This is a genomic window from Candidatus Omnitrophota bacterium (assembly GCA_028712255.1).
Lineage (GTDB): Bacteria > Omnitrophota > Gorgyraeia > Gygaellales > Profunditerraquicolaceae > UBA6249.
This window is the reverse complement of record JAQTQJ010000003.1, coordinates 38,966-59,859: the sequence shown is the minus strand read 5'-3', so window position 1 is coordinate 59,859 and position 20,894 is coordinate 38,966. Positions and strand designations below refer to the sequence as shown.

The 20,894-nt window shown below is 39.2% G+C and carries 23 protein-coding genes, 3 tRNA genes and 1 other RNA gene; 26 read left to right on the top strand and 1 reads right to left on the bottom strand.

Annotated elements, in window-relative coordinates; translation table 11 throughout:
* Positions 1-2: 2 nt before the first annotated feature.
* From rpoZ to ssrS, 19 genes are all read left to right on the top strand, one after another.
* The gene (rpoZ, locus tag PHC29_02435; protein ID MDD5108354.1) at positions 3-212 is read left to right on the top strand and encodes a DNA-directed RNA polymerase subunit omega; all 210 of its coding nucleotides are present in this window, start codon (positions 3-5) and stop codon (positions 210-212) included.
* A gap of 1 nt (position 213) precedes the next feature.
* The gene (locus tag PHC29_02430) at positions 214-759 is read left to right on the top strand and encodes a flavoprotein (protein ID MDD5108353.1); all 546 of its coding nucleotides are present in this window, start codon (positions 214-216) and stop codon (positions 757-759) included.
* Between the two features lie 5 nt (positions 760-764).
* Positions 765-836, top strand: a tRNA-Cys gene (locus PHC29_02425).
* Positions 837-853: 17 nt separating this feature from the next.
* Positions 854-1,513 (top strand): LAGLIDADG family homing endonuclease, encoded by a 660-nt coding sequence (locus tag PHC29_02420; protein ID MDD5108352.1) that lies wholly within the window; start codon positions 854-856, stop codon positions 1,511-1,513.
* A 9-nt stretch (positions 1,514-1,522) separates the two neighbouring features.
* Positions 1,523-1,606, top strand: a tRNA-Leu gene (locus PHC29_02415).
* 81 nt (positions 1,607-1,687) lie between these two features.
* Positions 1,688-2,113, top strand: a complete 426-nt coding sequence (locus PHC29_02410; GenBank protein ID MDD5108351.1) for a hypothetical protein — start codon at positions 1,688-1,690, stop codon at positions 2,111-2,113.
* Between the two features lie 259 nt (positions 2,114-2,372).
* Positions 2,373-2,449, top strand: a tRNA-Val gene (locus PHC29_02405).
* 6 nt (positions 2,450-2,455) lie between these two features.
* Entirely contained in the window at positions 2,456-3,265 is an 810-nt protein-coding gene (locus PHC29_02400) for a hypothetical protein (protein MDD5108350.1), read from the top strand.
* Positions 3,266-3,271: 6 nt separating this feature from the next.
* A complete protein-coding gene (thrS, locus tag PHC29_02395) occupies positions 3,272-5,035 on the top strand; it encodes a threonine--tRNA ligase (GenBank protein ID MDD5108349.1) in 1,764 nt (587 codons plus the stop codon).
* 26 nt (positions 5,036-5,061) lie between these two features.
* Positions 5,062-5,556, top strand: a complete 495-nt coding sequence (infC, locus tag PHC29_02390) for a translation initiation factor IF-3 (protein MDD5108348.1) — start codon at positions 5,062-5,064, stop codon at positions 5,554-5,556.
* A gap of 19 nt (positions 5,557-5,575) precedes the next feature.
* Positions 5,576-5,776: a 50S ribosomal protein L35 gene (gene rpmI, locus PHC29_02385; GenBank protein ID MDD5108347.1), complete on the top strand. Its 201-nt coding sequence runs from the start codon at positions 5,576-5,578 to the stop codon at positions 5,774-5,776.
* A gap of 113 nt (positions 5,777-5,889) precedes the next feature.
* Positions 5,890-6,237 (top strand): 50S ribosomal protein L20, encoded by a 348-nt coding sequence (rplT, locus tag PHC29_02380; GenBank protein MDD5108346.1) that lies wholly within the window; start codon positions 5,890-5,892, stop codon positions 6,235-6,237.
* A 91-nt stretch (positions 6,238-6,328) separates the two neighbouring features.
* Positions 6,329-6,982 carry a TrkA family potassium uptake protein gene (locus PHC29_02375; protein MDD5108345.1) on the top strand — a complete coding sequence of 218 codons (654 nt, stop codon included), beginning with the start codon at positions 6,329-6,331 and terminating at the stop codon, positions 6,980-6,982.
* Positions 6,983-6,984: 2 nt separating this feature from the next.
* Entirely contained in the window at positions 6,985-7,647 is a 663-nt protein-coding gene (locus tag PHC29_02370) for an NAD-binding protein (GenBank protein ID MDD5108344.1), read from the top strand.
* A 119-nt stretch (positions 7,648-7,766) separates the two neighbouring features.
* A complete protein-coding gene (locus PHC29_02365) occupies positions 7,767-9,272 on the top strand; it encodes a TrkH family potassium uptake protein (GenBank protein MDD5108343.1) in 1,506 nt (501 codons plus the stop codon).
* Positions 9,269-9,757 carry a DNA-binding protein gene (locus PHC29_02360; GenBank protein ID MDD5108342.1) on the top strand — a complete coding sequence of 163 codons (489 nt, stop codon included), beginning with the start codon at positions 9,269-9,271 and terminating at the stop codon, positions 9,755-9,757. Before PHC29_02365 ends, PHC29_02360 begins: the two co-directional genes overlap by 4 nt.
* Positions 9,727-10,740, top strand: coding sequence for a phenylalanine--tRNA ligase subunit alpha (gene pheS, locus PHC29_02355; protein MDD5108341.1), 1,014 nt, complete (start codon positions 9,727-9,729; stop codon positions 10,738-10,740). Before PHC29_02360 ends, pheS begins: the two co-directional genes overlap by 31 nt.
* A 3-nt stretch (positions 10,741-10,743) precedes the next feature.
* A complete protein-coding gene (gene pheT / locus PHC29_02350; GenBank protein ID MDD5108340.1) occupies positions 10,744-12,774 on the top strand; it encodes a phenylalanine--tRNA ligase subunit beta in 2,031 nt (676 codons plus the stop codon).
* A gap of 133 nt (positions 12,775-12,907) precedes the next feature.
* Positions 12,908-13,067: non-coding RNA, 6S RNA (gene ssrS / locus PHC29_02345), on the top strand.
* Positions 13,068-13,078: 11 nt separating this feature from the next.
* Here ssrS and PHC29_02340 read toward each other — a convergent pair.
* Positions 13,079-13,441: a response regulator gene (locus PHC29_02340; protein ID MDD5108339.1), complete on the bottom strand. Its 363-nt coding sequence runs from the start codon at positions 13,439-13,441 to the stop codon at positions 13,079-13,081.
* Between the two features lie 418 nt (positions 13,442-13,859).
* On the opposite strand from PHC29_02340, the gene PHC29_02335 reads away from it, so the two are divergent.
* From PHC29_02335 to rny, 7 genes are all read left to right on the top strand, one after another.
* A complete protein-coding gene (locus tag PHC29_02335) occupies positions 13,860-14,795 on the top strand; it encodes a hypothetical protein (protein ID MDD5108338.1) in 936 nt (311 codons plus the stop codon).
* Positions 14,796-14,860: 65 nt separating this feature from the next.
* On the top strand, positions 14,861-15,334 hold the full coding sequence (locus PHC29_02330; GenBank protein ID MDD5108337.1) for a peptidylprolyl isomerase: 474 nt from the start codon (positions 14,861-14,863) through the stop codon (positions 15,332-15,334).
* Between the two features lie 93 nt (positions 15,335-15,427).
* On the top strand, positions 15,428-17,452 hold the full coding sequence (locus PHC29_02325; GenBank protein MDD5108336.1) for an ATP-dependent helicase: 2,025 nt from the start codon (positions 15,428-15,430) through the stop codon (positions 17,450-17,452).
* 93 nt (positions 17,453-17,545) lie between these two features.
* A complete protein-coding gene (locus tag PHC29_02320; protein MDD5108335.1) occupies positions 17,546-18,196 on the top strand; it encodes a methylenetetrahydrofolate reductase C-terminal domain-containing protein in 651 nt (216 codons plus the stop codon).
* A 1-nt stretch (position 18,197) separates the two neighbouring features.
* Complete coding sequence (nifU, locus tag PHC29_02315) at positions 18,198-18,635, top strand: Fe-S cluster assembly scaffold protein NifU (GenBank protein MDD5108334.1); 438 nt, start codon at positions 18,198-18,200, stop codon at positions 18,633-18,635.
* Between the two features lie 71 nt (positions 18,636-18,706).
* Positions 18,707-19,252: a 5-formyltetrahydrofolate cyclo-ligase gene (locus PHC29_02310; GenBank protein ID MDD5108333.1), complete on the top strand. Its 546-nt coding sequence runs from the start codon at positions 18,707-18,709 to the stop codon at positions 19,250-19,252.
* Positions 19,253-19,298: 46 nt separating this feature from the next.
* Complete coding sequence (rny, locus tag PHC29_02305; protein ID MDD5108332.1) at positions 19,299-20,855, top strand: ribonuclease Y; 1,557 nt, start codon at positions 19,299-19,301, stop codon at positions 20,853-20,855.
* The last annotated feature ends 39 nt before the right edge of the window (positions 20,856-20,894 follow it).

Genomic DNA, 20,894 nt, shown 5'->3' with positions numbered 1-20,894 from the left:
AAATGGGTTATGAGGGAAGGGAAAAACTTTTAGATAAGAGTATGGGGTCAATTTATAAATTGGTAATTTTGGCATCCAAAAGGGCTTTGGAGATTGCCGAAGGCCAGCCAAAATTAGTTGCAGATGATGCTTCTGTAAAGCCTTCTACTGTAGCTTTACATGAAATCGCAGCTGGCAGGATCGAAGCCAGGAAAACAAAGGAAAAAGAGTAATATGGCCAAAGCTGCAAAGAATATTATTTTAGGCGTAACTGCCAGTATTGCTATTTATAAGGCTTGTGATTTAGTACGCCTGCTTAGAAAAAGCGGATTTAATGTTTGCGTGGTGATGACTAAAGAGGCAGAAGAATTAATTAAGCCGATTGTTTTCCAGAGCTTAAGCGGCAACCGCGTTTATCGGGGGGGAATTTTCGAAGAGCAGGAAACCTGGGAGATTGAACATATCTCTTTGGCAGGAAAAGCGGATTTAATTTTAATTGCCCCGGCAACCGCCAATATCATTGCAAAACTTGCCTGTGGTATTTGTGACGATCTTTTAACCTGCACGGTTTGTGCAACCAAGTCAAAAGTTTTAATCGCACCGGCAATGAATGAGAATATGTATAAAAATAAAATTACTCAAAGCAATATCGCAAAATTAAAATCCTGTGGCTATAAATTTATTGCTCCGACTAGAGGCCTGCTTGCATGTGGAGCAGTGGGGATAGGTTGTTTAGCAGAGACTGAAGAAATCGTAAGGCAGGTAAAAAATATATTATAGTTTTTGGCGACGTAGCCAAGTGGTAAGGCAGTTCTCTGCAAAAGAACTATTCAGCGGTTCGAATCCGCTCGTCGCCTTAAAACTTTTTTGAAAGATGCTAGCACACAGAAAAGAATTAAAAATTGAAGGAGCAAATCTTTGGTATTTAGTTGGTTTGATTACCAGTGATGGCTGTTTATCAAGAGATGGCAGACATATTGATATAACCTCAAAAGACGCAGAGTTTTTAGAGAAGATTAAATCGGGTTTTAGTTTAGTGAATAAGATAGGCGTGAAAAATAAAGGTAGGATTAATCAATCTTACCATTTGCAAATTGCGAATATAAGTTTTTATGAATTTTTGTTATCTGTCGGGCTTACGCCAAAAAAATCATTGACGCTGGGTGCGATAAAAATACCAAGGCAATATTTTCCTGATTTTTTAAGAGGTGTTATTGATGGCGATGGTTGTATTCGTCATTGGATACATCCGACTAATAAGAGAGAACAATGGAGTTTAAGGATTTATTCTGGCTCTGCAGAGTTTATGGCTTGGCTGGATAATAAAGTAGAGCGATTATTAAAAGTTTGCGGTAAAAGACATAAGAATGCAGCTAATACCCGGGTATTAAAATATGGTAAAATGGCCGCTAGAAAAATTGCTGAATGCTGTTATTATAAAGGTTGTTTTGGGTTAGAAAGAAAAATAAAATTGGCTAATGAATGTTTGGGTTCAGATTACGGTTGGAGCAAAAGCAAAACGATTCTTAATTAAAATGATTTTGCCGGGGTGTCGAAATTGGTATACGATGCGGACTTAAAATCCGCCGTCCGTAAGGATATGAGGGTTCGATTCCCTCCCCCGGCATTTATTAAAGGGTAGAAAGAATTCGGCTTCTTCCTGTCCAGTTTAATTTATAGTATAGATCTATAGTCTATAATTAATGAAATGTCAAACTTATCACAGATTATAGTTGCTTTATTAGCGGGAATATCGGGAGCATATTTTCAATCACTATTCGAGCGGAAAAAGCAGCTAAAAGAACAAGAACATGAATTAAAAAGTAAAAGATATTTATCTATAATTATCCAGATGTTAACAATTCTGGATCCGGAAAATGGATTGCGTCACGCGTCAGAATTTAGACCTGATTTAAAAAATATACAAGATTTTAAGAATGAGGTTGAAGCAGAATTGCTGAATAGTATTTTATTCGCTAGTGATGATGTTATTAAGAAAATGGCGAATTTTATTAGTAATCCAGATTATTCGTCATACATAAAAGTAGTAAGTGCGATGAGGAAAGATTTGTGGGGTAAAAGGACTTCCATAGATGAAAGAAGTCTTAGTTTTTTGGTAAGGAATAAGAGCTGAAGGTTTTTAACAGCTATCCGCCTTTGGCGGATATCGTTAGTGGTAAAAATAAATGCTGTTAAAAACCTCAAGGGGTGCGGGGAAAGAATTTCCCCGCGGTTGGGGGAGACCAGCGTCTCATTGTATTAGACTATAAGCGTTAGGAGGGGGGCTTGCCCCCTCCTAAGGAACGAAGCGTCATTAGAATGCGGCAGGAGTAATAGATACAAAAGTAGCATAGATATTTCGAAAAGCTTAGAATAAGCAACAGCGCAGTGACGGGCTCATAGCTCAGTTGGTTAGAGCGTTTCCTTGACATGGAAAAGGCCGGGGGTTCAAATCCTCCTGGGCCCACCAATAAAAATGAAAGTAAGCTACCTAATCTTTATAATATCACTTATGACCGCGGTTACACGCTTAGAGGCCGCTGAAGTATTTACCGGCTCCTTTAAGGATTATAAAGTTGATTCAGATGCTGATGGCAAGGCGGATGAGCTAGACATTGATGTAGAATTGAATGTGCCTGTGGATGGCAATCAATATCTTATAAGAGGATTCTTGATAAGCGAAACTGACCTTAAGTCTAAAGAAGGCCATCCTTATCAAGTATATAATAAATATAATCTTGATTTAAAAAAAGGCGTAAACATCGTTACTCTTCACTTTGATGGGTACAAAATTTTCAAAGACAAAATGAACGGGCCATATATTTTATCAAACCTTTATTTCGGAAGATATTTAAAGTCTGCTCCTAAAGATGTATACGAAGACTTAGGCCAGCGGGAAGCAATCAAGATTACTACGCTCTATAAATATACGGAATTTGAGCAGCCCAATTTTTCATTTCGAGGCAAGCAAGGAAGTTTTGATCTGGAATTAGGACAGGGTGTAAATATAATAGAAGGAGAAATAGGAACTATTCAAATTAAGCTTTTATCTTTGTCTGCAAATAGCGCAGAAGTTTTGATTACCACTGAAGACTACGAAGCGGAACAAAAATTGGCTATTGAAGAAGGGGTAAGCTTTGTTACCGGTGGCTTAGAGCAGACCGGAACTCTCAAATTACTAGGGGCGCAAGATAAAACAGCGAAGTTTCATATTGAATTCGGCTCTGCTTCGCCTGCGCCCAAAATTTCCGACGATATGCGCGTGGATATATTTCACCTTAAATAAAGACAAATGGACTTAAATACACTAAGACATTCCTGTTCGCACATTATGGCTGAAGCTGTAAAACAATTATGGCCGGAAGTTAAATTAGGCATAGGCCCTTCTATTGAGGACGGCTTTTACTATGATTTTGACAAAAAAGAACCATTTAGCGACGAGGATTTGTTGGCGATTGAAAAGAAGATGCGCCAGATTATTGCCAAAAATGAGCCATTCTTGCATGAAGAATTAGATAAGGCCCAAGCAATTGAGTTATTTAAAAAATTAAAAGAGGATTATAAGGTTTCGCTTATTCAGGATTTAGCGCAGGAAAAAGTTTCTATTTATAAAACTGGTACCTCTTTTCTTGATTTATGCCGCGGCCCACATATAGAATCTACCGGCCAGATTAAGGTTTTCAAATTACTATCGGTTGCCGGTGCCTATTGGCATGGGATTGAAACTAATCCTATGCTTCAGAGAATTTATGGGACATGTTTTAATTCTCAAAAAGAGCTGGATGAGTATTTAAAAAATTTAGAGGAAGCAAAATTACGTGACCATAGAAAATTAGGCCCTCAATTAGGATTCTTTGATATTTACCATGAGCAGGCAGGGGCCGGATTAGTATTTTATCATCCTAAGGGGGCGCTTTTGCGCACAATCATTGAAGATTATGAAAAGAAAGAACATTTAAAACGTGGTTATCAAATCGTAATTACTCCGCACATTATGGATGTTGCGCTTTGGAAGACCAGCGGGCACTACGAATATTACAAAGAGAATATGTATATCCTCAACATGGAGGATAGCAAGCCCGCCAAAAACATTGGCGGGCCCGCCGAGAAGTGTGGCGGGGAATTTGTTTTAAAACCGATGAATTGCCCGGGGCATATCTTGATTTATAAATCAAAAACTAGAAGTTATAAAGATTTGCCCATACGATTCTTTGAGCTAGGTACGGTTTATCGCCGGGAAAAAGCTGGTGTCTTGCACGGGTTATTACGTGTGCGCGGATTTACTCAGGATGATGCGCATATTTTTTGTTTGCCTGAGCAGCTCAGAGATGAAATAAAGAACATCATTGATTTTGTTTTTCACACAATGAAGGTTTTTGGTTTTGATCAGTGGGGAGTAGAGTTAAGTACACGTCCGGAAAAATATATCGGTTCAGATGATGACTGGAAAAAGGCCACAGATGCGCTAGAGGATGCCCTAAAAGAAAGAGGGATATCTTATGAGATTAATCAAGGAGATGGTGCATTTTACGGACCGAAGATTGATATTAAATTAAAAGATGCGCTTAAGAGAACTTGGCAGTGCGCGACTATCCAATGTGATTTTGCTCTTCCTAAAAGATTTGATTTGGCCTATGTTGATGCCGATGGAAAAGAAAAACAGCCGATTATGCTGCACCGTGTGCTGTTGGGCAGCTTAGAGCGTTTTATCGGGGCCCTGATTGAACATTACAAGGGAGAGTTGCCTTTATGGCTTAGTCCAGTCCAAGTTTTGTTAATTCCGATTAAAGAAACAGTTATTCCTTATGCTCAGACAGTAAAGAATAAGTTGGAAAGTAATAATATACGCGTGGAGATAGATACACGTAATGAAACTCTGGATAAAAAAATCCGCGAAGCCGAGCTAAATAAAACTCCTTATTCTTTAATTATAGGAGAGCGTGAAGCAAAACAGGAACAGGTAAGCGTGCGTAAAAAAGGAAGCGGCCAGCAGGGCGTGGTGGCAATAGATAAATTTATTGAGGAATTAATTAACCGGATTCAGGAACATAAATAGAAAGAGAGGCTGCTATAAAAAGGTTTATTAGGATTAACGACAGAATTAGTTCACCGCAGATTAGGGTTATTGGGCATGATGGGGGCCAGCTAGGAGTAATGTCTGTGCAGAGGGCGTTGGAGATTGCCAATCAACACGAGTTGGATTTGGTAGAGGTTGCTCCAGCGGCTAATCCGCCGGTCTGCCGGATTATTGAGTTTAGTAAATTTAAATATGACCTTGAGAAAAAAGAACGTGAATCAAAAAAGCACCAAAAGCAGGGGCGTTTAAAGGAAATCCGGCTCAAACCCAATATTGATGAACATGATTTCGAAACTAAGGTTAAACAAGTGATCAGCTTTTTGAAGAAAAAAGATAAAGTTAGAGTTAATCTTTTCTTCCGCGGTAGGCAGATGGAGCATTTGGATTTGGGAAGGAAGGTTTTAGATAAATTTATTGATTCGACACAGAGCGATGGAGTGGTGGAGAAAACGCCGTCACTAGAAGGAAGAATTATGTCTTTTGTGATTGCCCCAAAATAAGGTATAATAAGGAGAAAGAATGCCAAAATTAAAAACAAAAAGAGGAGTAGCTAAACGCTTTAAAATTAGCAAGAGAGGCAAAGTCAAATATTCACCCGGAGGCAAGAGCCACCTGGCTTCATCTAAAAAAACAAAGAAGATCAGGAACCTCAAGAGGCGCCGGACGCTTGCCGGAAAAAAAGAAGTAAGGTTTATTAAATCCATGTTACCTTATGGATAGATTCTAATACCTGGCGTTTAAAGGTTTTACGCGGATGTACCCTTAATAATAAGCTACACCCAGCGCTAATTGGAATTGCGCTGGTGTTACCCTTGTGGGTAAGGAGATCAATAATGGCAAAAGTTAAACACAGTGTAGCAACACGAAAAAGAAAAAAGAAAGTTTTAAAACAAGCGAAAGGTTTTTGGGGAGACCATAGTAAGCAATACCAGCAGGCAAAAAGGGTCCTGATGCATGCGCTTAAATATTCTTACCGGGACCGCAGGAATAAAAAACGGGAAATTCGTTCTCTTTGGATTGCGCGAATTAATGCAGCTTGTAGAGAAGTTGGGATTACCTACAGCGCATTTATGAGTGGGTTAAAGAAATCTAAAATTAACCTGGACCGTAAGATCTTGGCGGATTTAGCAGTTAGAGACAGCCATGCTTTTAAAAAACTGGTTGAAAAATCAAAAGAATAAATTAGCTGTAAGTTGTAAGTGTTAAGTTTTAAGCTTATAGCTTACGGCTTAAAGCTTTTGTTTGAGATTTAAAGTTTAAGCTGGAGAGATCATGCATGTAATTATTGTGGGTTGTGGTAGGGTAGGAGCAGAATTAGCAAAGCTTTTATCCGGGGAAGGCCATGATGTAGTGGTGATTGATAAGTCGCGGGAATCTTTTAACCGCCTTGGCGATACCTTTAATGGGATGACTATGGTTGGCAATGGTTTTGATTTGGCCCTCCTTAAGCAGGTGGGGATTGAAAAGGCCGATGCTTTCTGCGCAGTCGCTAATGGGGATAACACCAATTTAATTAGCGCTCAAGTTGCTAAAAAGATTTTCCGCGTGCCCAAAGTTTTTGCACGTATCTATGACCCGCAGCGTGCCCATATTTACGCAGCCCTTGGCCTAGATATTATTAGCGGGACAATGTTGTTTTCGGCTATGCTCAGGGATAAGATTATTGAGAGCAGATTTTCCAGCTATCTAATTGAATCTAAGGATTTAGGAGTGCTCGAGATTGAAATCAAAGATGATTTAGTTGGAAAGATTATTCAGGATATAAATATTCCGGGAGATTTTATTGTGGTTGCCCTGCGTAGAATGCAGGGGGTTATTATACCTGAGCCTAAAACTGTCCTGAAAGATAAAGATATCTTAATGGGAGTAGTTAAAGTTTCCAGCCTTAAAGAAATCAGGGAAAAGTTCCATCTAAAAGGAAAATAACTATGTACATTTTGATAGTTGGCGCAGGTAAAGTGGGTTATTTTTTGGCAAAGCGTCTTTGTCAGGGAAAACATACAGTCAGTATTATTGACAAAGACCGCCAGATTTGTGAGGAGATTGCTAAGGAACTTGAGTTGTTGGTAATTAATGGTGATGGATGCGATCCAAGGATGCTGGAAGAAGCAGGAATCCAGCGTGCTGATGTTGTGGCAGCAGTAACCGGAGATGATGAGGATAATCTGGTTATTTGCCAATTAGCCAAAGAAAAATTCGGTATCCAACGCACGGTTGGACGGGTAAATAACCCTGATAATGAGTATGCTTTTAGCGAGTTAGGTATTGATGTGCCGGTTGACTCGACAAAAATAATTGCCAAGATTATTGAAGAAGAGGTCTCATTTTCTGATTTTGTAAATCTAATGAGTTTTAAACGCGGCAAGCTGGCTATTGTACGCGTTGATCTGCCTAGCGACGCTCCAGTGATTAATAAACAGCTGAAAGATATTAATTTACCCAAGGATGCGGTATTGGTTTCCATTGTAAGGGGAGAAGAGGTGATTCTGCCCAAAGGAGACACCATGCTTAAATCTGGAGATGATGTTATCGCCTTGACTTTAATCGGCAACGAACCGCAATTGCTGAGCCTTTTAGCCGGAAAACTCTAACATATAATGAGATTTAAACCTACCTTAAATACTATATTCGGTATAACTACAGAAATTTTATACTCCCTATTTATAATACTAACAGCTTTTTTATTTTGTTTGGCAATATATTTTAAATTATGATCCTTAGGCCGCGCTTAGAAGATTTAAAGATTATCGGTTTTTATCTTGGGAAAATCATTTTAGGCCTTGCCATAACTATGTTTATTCCGATTTTAATCGGGATGTTTTTTAAAGAGGTAAACCCAGCACTGGATTTTATTATTGCTATCGAAATATCCGTTCTTATCGGCCTGCTACTTACTAAAATATGCCATACGGATAAAGATCTAAACTGGATGCAGGGAATGATTGTTATAAGCCTATCTTGGATTGCGGCCATGGTCTTAAGTGCGTTACCGCTATATTTAAGCGGCCATTATAAATCATTCTTGGATGCATGTTTTGAGACCATGTCAGGTTTTACTACGACGGGGCTGACTTTGGTGCAGGATTTAGACCATCTCTCTTATGCGCACAATCTCTGGAGGCATTTGGGGCCCTTTATCGGAGGCCAGGGTATCGCTATTATTGCCCTTTCTTTTTTGCTCAAAGGGACCAGCGGTGCTTTTAAAATGTATGTAGGCGAAGGCCGGGATGAAAGATTGCTCCCAAATGTTATACATACCGCCAGGTTTATTTGGTTAATCAGTATAATATATTTAATCATCGGTACCATTACTTTGGGTATAACAGGTATTTGTATCGGGCTAAAACCAATAAATTCATTTTTCCACGGCGCCTGTATTTTTATGGCAGGTTTTGATACTGCCGGCTTTGCCCCGCAATCTCAAAATATACTTTATTATCACAGCTTAATCTTTGAGATAATAACTATAGTAATCATGATCGTTGGTTCGCTAAATTTTAATTTTCATTATCAATTATGGATTGGCAATCGTAAAGAGACCCTGAGGAATATTGAAAGCCGGACATTCTTTATCAGCATTATGTTGACATTTTTTATTGTGGCTATTGGTTTACATCAGCTAGGAGTATACCCTCAGGCGATTGCATTGTTTCGCAAAGGCCTTTTCCAGCTTATTTCAGCCCATACCACCACCGGTTATATGACGGTCTCTGCCCAGCAGTTTATTGCTGAATGGGGAAATTTGGCTTTGTTTGGTTTGATCTGTGCTATGGCTTTGGGAGGCTGTATCTGCTCTACTGCCGGCGGTATAAAAATGTTGCGTTTAGGAGTTATTTTTAAAGCCCTTAAAGAAGACATAAAGAAGATTATTATGCCTGAGAAAGCAGTTGTAATCGAAAAGTTTCATCATATAAAAGAGATATTTTTAGAGGATAAGATCGTCAGGAGCGCTTTGACTATTACTTTGGCTTATATTGTTTTGTATGGTTTAGGAGCGTTGATAGGAATGTTTTACGGGTATTCTTTTTTAGAGTCACTTTTTGAATCTACATCGGCAGCAGCCAATGTAGGATTATCTTGTGGGATAACCAATGCTGCTATGCCCGCGGCGCTCAAGATTACCTATATCATACAGATGTGGGTAGGCCGTTTAGAATTCATGTCGGTATTTGCGATAATCGGATTTTTAGCGGCGGCGATTAAAGGAAAAAAATGAGGAATAATTTTAAATTAACTTTAATAAGCTTGTTTTTTGTTCCAATCTTTTGGCCGCAGGCTGCTTTTCCGCAGAGCTTAAGCAGCGCTGAATTGATTTCGCATGCTAAACAGTATGATGGACAAGTAATTACATATTCTGGTGAAGTAATTGGGGATGTAATGGGCCGCGGCGAGTTTGCCTGGGTAAATATAAATGATGGCGATAATGCCGTCGGTGTTTGGATAAATGCTGGTTTGACAAAAGAAATAAACTTTACGGGGAACTACAAATCTCATGGTGATATTCTTGAAATAACTGGAATATTTCATCGCGCCTGCCTTGAACATGGCGGAGACCTGGATATTCACGCGCAAACAGTGCATAAGGTTGCTAGCGGAGAAATTATTAATCAGAAATTAAACTTTGGTAAAGTAAGCTTGGGGCTTATTTTATTAGGAGTATTATTTTTAATATGGATATTAAACTTATTCAGGCGCAAATAGAAAGCGATCTAGCCGCAGTTACTTCTGTGCAGGCCCTAGAAGAGGTGCGTATTAAATACCTGGGCAGGAAGGGATTACTGGCAGAGTTAACAGGATTAATACCTGGTCTTCCGGTTGAGCAGCGTGGGGCATTTGGTAAAGAAGTTAATGCCTTAAAAAATAAACTCCTGAATTTTATTGAAGAAAGAGAAAATGTTATAAAAAGTAGCAGCAGTGTTTCAAAAAAAGAAAGTTTAGACGTAGGTATGCCTGGGATTGCCCAGGAGCTAGGCGGTATCCATCCAATTACCCAGATTATTGACGAGATTTGCGCCATATTTAATCGCATGGGTTTTTCTGTTGTTGAAGGCCCGGAAATTGAAACAGAATATAACAATTTCACAGGGTTAAATATTCCCCTAGAGCATCCTTCTCGCGATGCTTTTGATACCTTTTATTTGAAAAATTATTCCAAGCTCCTTCTGCGTAGCCATACTTCTCCAGTGCAGGTGCGGGTAATGAAGGAGTATAAGCCGCCATTGGCTATAGTTGTTCCGGGAAGAGTGTACCGGCCAGATGCGGTAGATGCCAGCCATCTTTTCATGTTCCATCAGATCGAAGGGTTTATGGTTGATGAAAATATAAAATTCTCCGATTTAAAAGGGATTTTAGAGCTTTTTGTCAAGAGTGTTTTTGGCCAGGATATTAAAATGCGCTTTCGTCCGCATTTTTTTCCTTTTACCGAACCTTCGGCAGAAGTGGATATCTCTTGTATTATCTGTAAAGGCAAGGGGTGCTCTGTATGCGGTAGAAAGGGGTGGCTTGAAGTTTTGGGAGCAGGCATGATCCATCCGAATGTTTTTGGGCAGGTAGGGTATAACCCCAAAAAGTATACAGGTTTTGCTTTTGGTATGGGAGTGGAAAGAATAGCCATGTTAAAATACGGAATAAATGATATTAGATTATTTTTTGAGAATGATTTAAGATTTTTAAAACAATTCTAACCTATGAAAGTTACTTATAGTTGGTTGAAAGATTTTGTTGATATAAAAATTCCTCCGGCAGAGCTGGCTGAGAAACTGACGATGGCAGGCTTAGAGGTAGTTTCTCTGGAGGAAATAGGGGGAGATTCTGTTTTTGAAATTGAAATAACCTCAAACCGGCCAGATTGGTTAAGTGTTACAGGGGTTGCCCGTGAAATTGGCGCAATTTGCGGGTTAAAATTTAAGACGGTTAATTTAAAAGAGAGAAAAATAAAAAGCAAAGAATGCTTACCGGTAAAAATTTCGGTTAGCGATAAAAAAGACTGTTCATTTTATAGTGCTAGGGTTATTTGTGATGTTTTGGTTGAGCCATCTCCTGATTGGCTCAAGAAAAGACTAACTTCCCTTGGTTGCCGGCCCGTAAATAATGTTGTGGATATTACAAATTATATTTTATTTGAAACAGGCCAGCCCCTACACGTTTTTGATTTAGATAGCCTAAGCCAAAAAGAGGTGAATGTGCGTAGGGCTAAAACCGATGAAAAAATTATTACTATTGATGGGCAGCAAGAAATATTAAACCCTGAAATCTTAGTAATTGCTGATAAAGATAAGCCGATAGCCATTGCCGGGATTATGGGGGGTAAAGAAACCGAGGTAACTTTTAAGACGCGTAATATTTTACTTGAGTCAGCGGTATTTGATCCCATACTTGTGCGCCGGGCAAAGCAAAAGTTGGCAATACAATCTGAATCAGCGTACAGGTTTGAAAGGGGGGTGGATTTTGAAACCGCCAAAACTGCAAGTTTAGCGGCACAGGAATTAATTTTAAAATTAGCTTCTGGCAGGCCTTGCGTTTATAAGAGTATAGGGATAAAAAAATCAACCAACCCTATAATTAGGCTGGATGCAGCTTATGTAAATAGAGTATTAGGGTTAACTTTATCCGTTATTAAGATTAAACAAATTTTAAGTGGGCTGGGGCTTCAGGTAAGAGCCAAAACAAAAAATACCCTGTTGGTAAAGATTCCCAGTTTTCGCCAAGACCTTAAATTACAAATAGATTTGATTGAAGAGGTTGCTCGTGTTTATGGTTATGAAAAAATTCCTAAAACCCTTCCTGTAATAAGGCTTGGCCAGAATATCTCTGATAAAAATAATATTACTTGCGGTATAAAGAAGATATTAAGTGGTTTGGGTTTGCGTGAAGTGATTACTTATAGCTTGGTTGACCGCAATCTACTTGTAAAATCAGGGATCAATACCGAAAGAAATCTGGTTAAAATTCTAAATCCTATAAGTTGTGAACAGGAAGTTTTGCGCCCAACGCTTTTGCCCAGCCTTATTCGTTGTGTTGCCTACAATTTGGACCAGCAGCAGGAAAGTATTAAGGTTTTTGAAATAGCCAATACTTTTTCTGCAGGAGCTAATTCTACCCGGGAAGAATCTTGTTTAGGCATAGCCTTATGCGGAATCAATTCGTTCTTGACCAGGCAGGGATTGGTTAAAGACGAGATAACTCTCCTGCATTTAAAAGGCATACTAGAAACTCTATTTAGCAGGCTTGGAGTTAGGGGTTTTGATTTTATCCGTAAGGATGACCATAGGATAGATATTATTGTTGGCCAAGAGGAAACAGGTTTTATACTGGATTTGGCACGGCAAACTTTGGAGGCCTTCGATATTAAAAACAGGCAGGTTGTTTTGGCCGAGCTCAGTTTAGAAAAATTATTGAGCCATATAAACTTAGATAAGAAATTTTCAAATATTGCTAAATTTCCGCCAATTACCAGAGATATAAGCTTTGTGGTTAAGAATGAAGTGCCTGTAAAGGATTTAATTTCGGCAATAGAGGCAAAAGGTGCTTCATTATTACGACAGGCTAGAGTTGTAGATTATTATCGAGGCAAGCAAATACCCGAAGGTTTTACGGGGTTGACCATATCATGCGTTTATCGATTAGATGAGCGTACTCTCACCGAAGAAGAAATTTACCCACTACATAATGAAATCTGTTTCCTATTAAAAGAGCGTTTTGGCATAAGATTGCGTTGAAAATCTAAAATCCAGGGACCTTTCTATTTTTTGTTTAAACAAAAAATAGAAAGGTCCCTGGATTTTCGCAGGGTAGGTTGATTCTGTTATAAATATGTGCTATACTTCATTTAGAATGAAACGGTTCTTTTAAATATCCCTGCGGTGCACGTTGGAAAACTGATAATTGTTGAACCAACACAATTTTCACGGGAACCCATAATTTCTTAGGCACGAGTGCCTAGGAAGAGGGTACCCACCTGAAACCAAATCGGTTCAGAATATCGTTCCAACGGCACATTTGCGGGGATTTTTTTAAGAGGATTTAATGTATAAACTTTGTGATTGTGGAAAGTAATTCTTCGGGCTCAAAGGGTTTTATTATATAATCCTGTGCACCGGTTTCTTTGACTATATCCGCAATACCGGTTACATTGGCGGTAAAAAACACAATTGGTATGTTTTTAAACCTAGTATCAGATTTTAGTTTTTTGCAAAATTCTCCCCCCTGCATTTTAGGCAGAAGTAAGTCCAATAGGATCAGATCCGGTATTTCTTTCTCCAGTAATTTGAGCGCTTTTTCACTGTCAGTGGCCTCCGTAAGTTTATAACCCGAAGCTTCCAATCTTATTGCCGCCAGCCTAAGAATATCTGGTTCATCATCGATAATTAAGATCTTTTTTGCCATATTTACCTTCTTTCATTTAATGGTAACGTAAAATAGAATGTTCTTCTTCTACCGTAAACGGACTTTGCCCAGAGTGCACCATCCTTATGATTGTACCTTTCTTGAATATAATTGAAAAAATTCCTGCTTAAAGAAAAACCCGAATATTAGAACTTATATTCGGGTCATGAATCAGGGTTTTTAGCTGAACCTGATTTTTTGCGCTGTTCTGCATTTCTTCCTTTGCGCGTATTTTTTTCTACAATACCATGTTTATTTTTCCCAATAATAATTTATCGCTATTTAACCAGTTTGTCAATAGTATATATTAGGAGAAGCTATAAGCTAAAAACTTACAGTTAATAAATTACAGTTTTTTATTCTCCAAATTTTGATATAATAAAAGATATTGACGATGAATAAATATAGGTAGGTTAAAATGATACTGGCATTACAAATATTGGCATTTTTAGGCGCAGGGATGGTGCTTTATGCTGTTTTTGGAGTGTTCTCTTCGCCAAAATCCGAAGCTATTAAAAAGAAAAAAAATGAAAATCCGCTGCTGCCTACTGTGGATATTGGTAAGGAGCAGAAAATTCAACGATTACAGGGTCAGGTAGTTGATCTGGGAATTCTGATAGAGAAAATGAAATCTGAATATGCGCAAGGCAATGCTACTTTTATGGTTGCCAAAGAAGCTGAATTGAAGTTTTCTGATGAGTTAAAGCGCAGGGAAGAGTGGGTAGCTAAGGCAGAAGCTGAATTGACCAAGGTAAAGGTAGAGAATACGGATTTAAGCAATAAATTTATAACTAAAGAAAAAGAACTGCAGGATGAGTTTGCTAAAAATGTAAATTTTTCACGCCAGCTGCGTGAACTAAAATCAGCCCTTGAAGCAAAAGAGATAGCCTGTCGGCTAAAAGAAGATCAGATACAGGCGCAGAAGCATCAAATTGAAGAACAGCTCAAGAGTATTAAGGATTATTCGGATACAATTGCTGAGTTTAACCGTAAAGAGAAAATCAGTGAATGGATACCTAAGGCAGAGTTTAATAAATTGAATGAGGAATATTCGCAGCTAGAGAAGGATTTAGAGGCTGCTCAAGAGAGGTTAAAAAGTTTTGCCGAAGAAATCGCACATTTCAGAAAAGAGGTTAAAAAAGAAGAAAAAATTAAGCAGGTAGAAGAAGTTAAACAAACAGAAAAACCTATACAGATACAAGAGGATAAGCGTATAGAAGAACCGAGGCACCCAGTAGAAGAAGCGCCGCCCGTTGAAGGAGTTAAGCAGGAGGAGCCCAAACCCGCGGAAGAAAAGTTAGATAAACCTATCGAAGAAAATCAACAAAAAGAGGAGGGAAATAACTTATTATGAAAAACAAAATATCAGTATTAATATTAACCTTATGTTTAACATTTTGCTTTGGAGGGAGTTTTGCTATGGCAGAAACAATTGTAGTGCTAGAGACTAATCAGGGAAATATCGAACTTAAACTTAAAACCGATATCGCTCCCAAGGCTTGTGAAAATTTTGTGAAATTGGTAGAAAAAGGTTATTATAACGGGCTAATTTTTCACCGGGTGATTAAAGGTTTTATGATTCAGGGTGGAGACCCTACCGGAACCGGGATGGGAGGAGAATCAGTCTGGGGTAAACCCTTCGAAGATGAAGTGACTCCAGTAGCGAAATTCGATGTAGCGGGAATTTTGGCAATGGCCAATTCCGGGCCCAATACTAACGGAAGCCAGTTTTTTATTACCTGCGCTCAAACTCCCTGGTTAAATATGCGCCATACCATATTCGGAGAGGTGGTTTCGGGCTTAGATGTAGTGCAGAAAATTGAAAATACTCCGGTTGGCGCAGAAGACCGGCCTATCGCAGAGCAAAAAATCATCCGGGCATATATAAAATAAAGCTAAAAAACTACTTATAGATTCCCAACCGAAAACAAGGGACCGTTTCTATTTTTTGTTTAAACAAAAAATAGAAACGGTCCCTAGATTTAAATGAAAAAAATTGATTATCATAAAGAATTAAATCCCGCCCAACTTGCCGCAGTGGAATCCATTTGTGGCCCGCACTTGGTTATTGCAGGAGCAGGGAGCGGTAAGACTCGCGTTTTAGTGCACCGGGTAGCTTATTTGGTTGAACAAGGAGTAAGCCCGGAGCAGATTTTATTGCTTACTTTTACGCGCAGGGCAGCTGAAGAGATGCTACGGCGGGCAAGCATTCTTTTAGATGAGCGCTGTAAAAATGTTTCCGGCGGGACATTTCATTCATTCGCCAATATGATTTTAAGGAAATATGCCAAGCTTCTAGAGCTAAGCAATAATTTTACGATTCTCGATCAGGCGGATGCAGAGGATGCGGTAAATTTGGTACGTACACAGCTGGGTTTTCATAAATCCGAAAAGCGCTTTCCGCGAAAACATGCCATTTTAGAAGCAATTTCTAAAAGTGTAAATAAATCCGTAGATATCAGCGATGTGCTTTACGATGAATACCCGCAGTTTATGGAATTTACCGAAGAGATAAAAAAGATTCGTAACGAATATACTAAATATAAGCGCCAAAAATCACTCCTGGATTATGATGATTTATTAGTTTTCTTAAAAAATCTGTTAAGCAATCATGAAGGTGCGCGTGTGAGCATATCTTCCAAATATAAATATATCATGGTTGATGAGTATCAGGATACCAATAAGCTTCAGGCGCATATTGCTTGCCTTTTGGCAGCAGACCATACCAATATTATGGTGGTTGGCGATGATGCCCAGAGTATTTATTCTTTCCGCGGAGCAAATTTTAAAAATATCATTGATTTCCCTAAAATTTTTAAAGGCACCAAAATTATTACCCTTGAGGAGAATTACCGTTCAACGCAGCCGATTTTAACTTTAACCAATGCGGTTATTGCCCAAGCTAAAGAAAAATTTGAGAAAAACCTTTATACTAAGAAAAAAGACGGGAATATTCCTGTTTTTGTTGATTGTCCCGACGAGAATTCTCAATCGGTTTTTGTGGCAGATAAGATTTTGGAGCTGAAAGAGGAGGGGGTTGCTTTAAAAGATATTTCCGTACTTTTCCGTTCAGGCTGGCATTCCAATGACCTGGAAATCGAGCTGGCCTCCCGTAATATTCCTTTTGTAAAATACGGAGGACAGAAATTTGTGGAGGCTTCCCACATTAAAGACTTGATGAGCTATTTACGCATTGCCTATAATAGCTACGATCAGGTTAGCTGGTTACGCGCTCTTTTACTGATTCCTAAAATCGGCCCAGTCACCGCTGCAAAAATTATTCAAATGATTGTAGATAAGGGTGATTTTAAGGAGTTAGTGGAAAGAAATAGCGAGCTTAAGAAATTATTTGAAATATTAAAAGATCTGAATTGTCAAATTGACACGCCGGATAAAATTATTGAAAAGTTTCTTGCGTATTACCAGCCGCTATTAAAAATCAAATACGATGATTTTAATAAACGCTTGAATGACTTGGATTCACTCTTAAGAATAGCTCAACGTTATAAAACAGTGGAACAATTTTTGGTGGACATGGCTTTAGAGCCACCGGAGAGAGCTTTGATAGAAGCTGGTAAAAAAGATAACACTGACTCCCCGCTTACCTTATCAACTATACATTCGGCAAAAGGCCTGGAATGGCACACGGTATTTTTAATCTATGTTGCAGAAGGGCACCTCCCGTCGTACCTGTCGTTAGAAACAGAGGATGAGATTGAAGAGGAAAGGCGCCTGTTTTATGTTGCCTCAACGCGCGCCAAAGTAAACTTGTTTTTATTAAAACCGCATATTGACCGATCTCCTAGGAGTTTTATGGACAATGGTGGATCGGTTTTTACTCAGGTTTCCCGGTTCCTTGAACAGGGCAATCTGCTTAATAAATTCGTAGATGTGCAGAGCTCAGGTGGCTCAAATGAGCTGGATGATATAGACATCGAAGATATTATTGGAGAAAAAAGAAGCGGAAATAAGGCCTTTTTTGAACATATAGAGGATTATTTTAGCGACTAAAAACAAGAAACCGTTTCTATTTTTTAAACAAAAAATAGAAACGGTTTCTGGATTTACCTTGAGATAGGGAAGAATGTGTGTTAGAATTTTATTATGATTATCAGTCAGCTTAAGCCTCTAGATGAGCTGTTATTTAGCCTCAAAGATTATAAAAAAATATTTATAGTAGGTTGTGGAGAGTGTGCAACTACCTGTAAAAGCGGCGGGGAAGTCGAAGTTCTTAAAATGAAGAAGGATTTGGTGAGCGCCGGTAAAATTATTACCGGCCACTGCATTCCTTCTGCACCTTGCGTAGCAGCTAAACTAAAAGGTGAGCTATCCAAGAATTTAAAAGCTTTGCGCCTAACAGATGCGGTTTTGGTTCTAGCCTGTGGTTTGGGTGTACAGTCGTTTAAGGATAATGACCGCCTGAATCTGGTAGTTTTTCCTGCCTGCGATACTATATTCGGCGCAGTAATGGATGCCAAGGGTGACTTTTTTGAAAAATGCTCGATGTGCGCCGAATGTGTTTTAGGTAAAACTGCAGGAATTTGCCCGATTACGCTTTGTCCAAAAGGACTGCTCAACGGCCCATGCGGTGGGGTGAATAAAGGTAAATGTGAAGTAGATAATCAAAAAGACTGCGCTTGGGTGTTAATCTACAATGAAATGTATAAAAATAAAAAATTAAAAGCATTAAAAGAAATTCACAAACCAAGGGATTTTCAGAAATCAGATAAACCACATAAATTAATTATGAAATAATATGGCAGACCCACTCCCTTATAGTGAAAAAGTAATGGATCATTTTACCAATCCCCGAAATGTCGGAGAGATTCCGGATGCCAGCGGTGTCGGTACCGTCGGCAATCCCGTCTGCGGGGATGTAATGAAGATGTATTTAAAAATAGAAAGTGAAATCATTGTAGATGTAAAATTTAAGACTTTTGGATGCGGAGCAGCAGTAGCTACAAGTTCTATGGTTACCGAGATGGTTAAGGGAAAAAGCATAAGTGAGGCATTAACTATTACTAATAAAGCGGTAGCTGAAGCCTTAGGCGGCCTGCCACCTGTTAAGATGCACTGCTCGGTTTTAGCAGAAGAAGCATTACGTTCGGCACTAAAAGATTATTATAAAAAGCAAGGAAAACCTGCCCCTTTTGAGGATAAGCAACATTCCCATGAAGGGGAAACTTGTTTGTAAAAACAAGGGGACGGTTCTCTTAAAAAAGAGAACCGTCCCCTTGTTTTAAACATTTACCATCCTATTTAGTCATGTTGACAAAGGCTCAAATACGTAGTAAAATTCTTAAGAGATTAAAAATACAGAAGGAGGAAGACCGAAACCGAAAAAGTATACTCATTAAAGATAAACTTTTAAGGAATAAGGTTTTTAAAAAGGCGAAGGTAGTGATGTTTTACATCGCTTTTGGTGGAGAAGTAGATACTAAGGAAATGATTAGGGAAGCTATAAAGTTAGGCAAGCTTATATGTGTGCCAATTTTCAGAAAAGATAAAGAAATTATGCAACCAGCCATGTTTGTTGATCATGCTAAATTAAAAAAAGGGCCCTATGGTGTTTTAGAGCCGGCTACAGAAACTTTTGTGAAGCCAGAAGATTTAGATCTTATTGTTGTCCCGGGATTAGCCTTTGATAAAAAAGGCAATCGTTTGGGACGCGGCAAGGGTTGCTATGACCGTTTCTTAAGTAAACTTTCTGATGATACGCCTTCTATAGGTTTGGCTTTTGATTTCCAGATACTACCCTTAATCCCCACCACAAGTTTTGATGTAAGCGTCAAAAAAATCATCTTCTCCTAAAACTCCTAAAAAATCCTGATAAGCAAGGTTAAAAAGGGGGATAGAAATGATTCTTAATATAGCAGTGCTTATATTTATTGCTCTGGCCGGAGCATACTCGGGTTATTTTCTAAGAAAACATGTCGCAGAGAAAAAACTAAAAAGTGCAGAAATAGAAGCTGAGCATATCTTAGAAGTAGCCAAGAAAGAGGTTTTGGATAAACGCCGGGAGGCGGAATTGGAAGCCAAGGATCTCTTGTATCGTATGCGTCAGGATTTTGAGCGGGAGACCAAAGACCGTAAGGCTGAAACGATAAATCTTGAAAAGAGATTGACGCAAAAAGAGGAGAATATCGACCGTAGGCTTGATCTCTTGGAGAAAAAGGAAAAAGAAATTGATGGGCGTAGCGAAAACCTTAAACGACAAGAGGAGTCCTTAAAAGTAAAAGATAATCAGTTGCTTGCTCTGGTGGCTGAAGAAAAAGAAAGATTGCAGAAAATTTCTTCTTTGTCTGCAGAAGAAGCAAAACAAATTTTACTTAGCCGCCTCAATGATGAATTAAATAATGAAAAGGCAATATTTATCAAGCGTCAGGAAGAAGATGTACGTAGTGTTGCCGATAAGAAAGCCCGCGAGATTCTAAGCTTGGCTATCCAGCGTTGTGCAGCAGAACATACAGTGGAGTCGACCGTAAGCGTGGTAAATTTACCTAATGATGAAATGAAGGGCCGGATTATCGGTAGGGAAGGCAGGAATATCCGCGCATTAGAGATGGCAACTGGAGTAGATGTAATTATCGATGATACTCCGGGGGCTGTGACATTATCCGGATTTGACGCTGTGCGCCGCGAGATTGCCCGCTTGAGCCTAGAAAAGCTTATCTCCGACGGAAGAATTCATCCGGGGCGTATTGAAGAAATCGTTGAGAAGACCAAGAAGGAGATGGACGAAAAGATCCGCGAAGAAGGAGAGCGGGCGGCTTTTGAGTCAGGGATTAATGGCCTGCATCCGGAAATAATTAAACTTTTAGGAAGGCTCAAATATCGCACCAGTTACGGCCAAAATGCCCTACAGCATTCAAAGGAAGTTTCCTTTTTATTAGGAATAATGGCATCGGAGCTGGGGCTTGATTTTAAACTGGGCCGCAGGATCGGGCTTTTACATGATATCGGTAAAGCAGTGGATCATCAGGTTGAAGGAACGCATGCTAAGTTAGGAGCTGATTTAGCCAAAAAATATAACGAGAGCGCCGAAGTTGTTTCAGCAATCGAATCGCATCATGAAGAGGCGCAGCCGCAGAGTATGTATGGAGTTTTAACCGTCGCCGCTGATGCGGTAAGCGCCGCGCGTCCCGGAGCCAGAAGGGAAACCCTGGAGATATATGTCAAACGCCTGGATAAATTAGAATCAATTGCTAATTTATTTAAAGGAGTAGAAAAATCTTTTGCTATTCAGGCTGGCCGGGAGATCCGCGTAATTGTACAGCCGGAGAAGATAAGCGATAGCGAAGCAATTACTTTATGCAGGGATATACGTAAAAAGATCGAAGAGGGGATGGAATATCCTGGTCAGATCAAAGTTACAGTAATCCGCGAGACACGCACGATCGAGTATGCTAAATAGTGTTGCCAGTAGGGACTGTCCCACGACAAGTTAAGTATT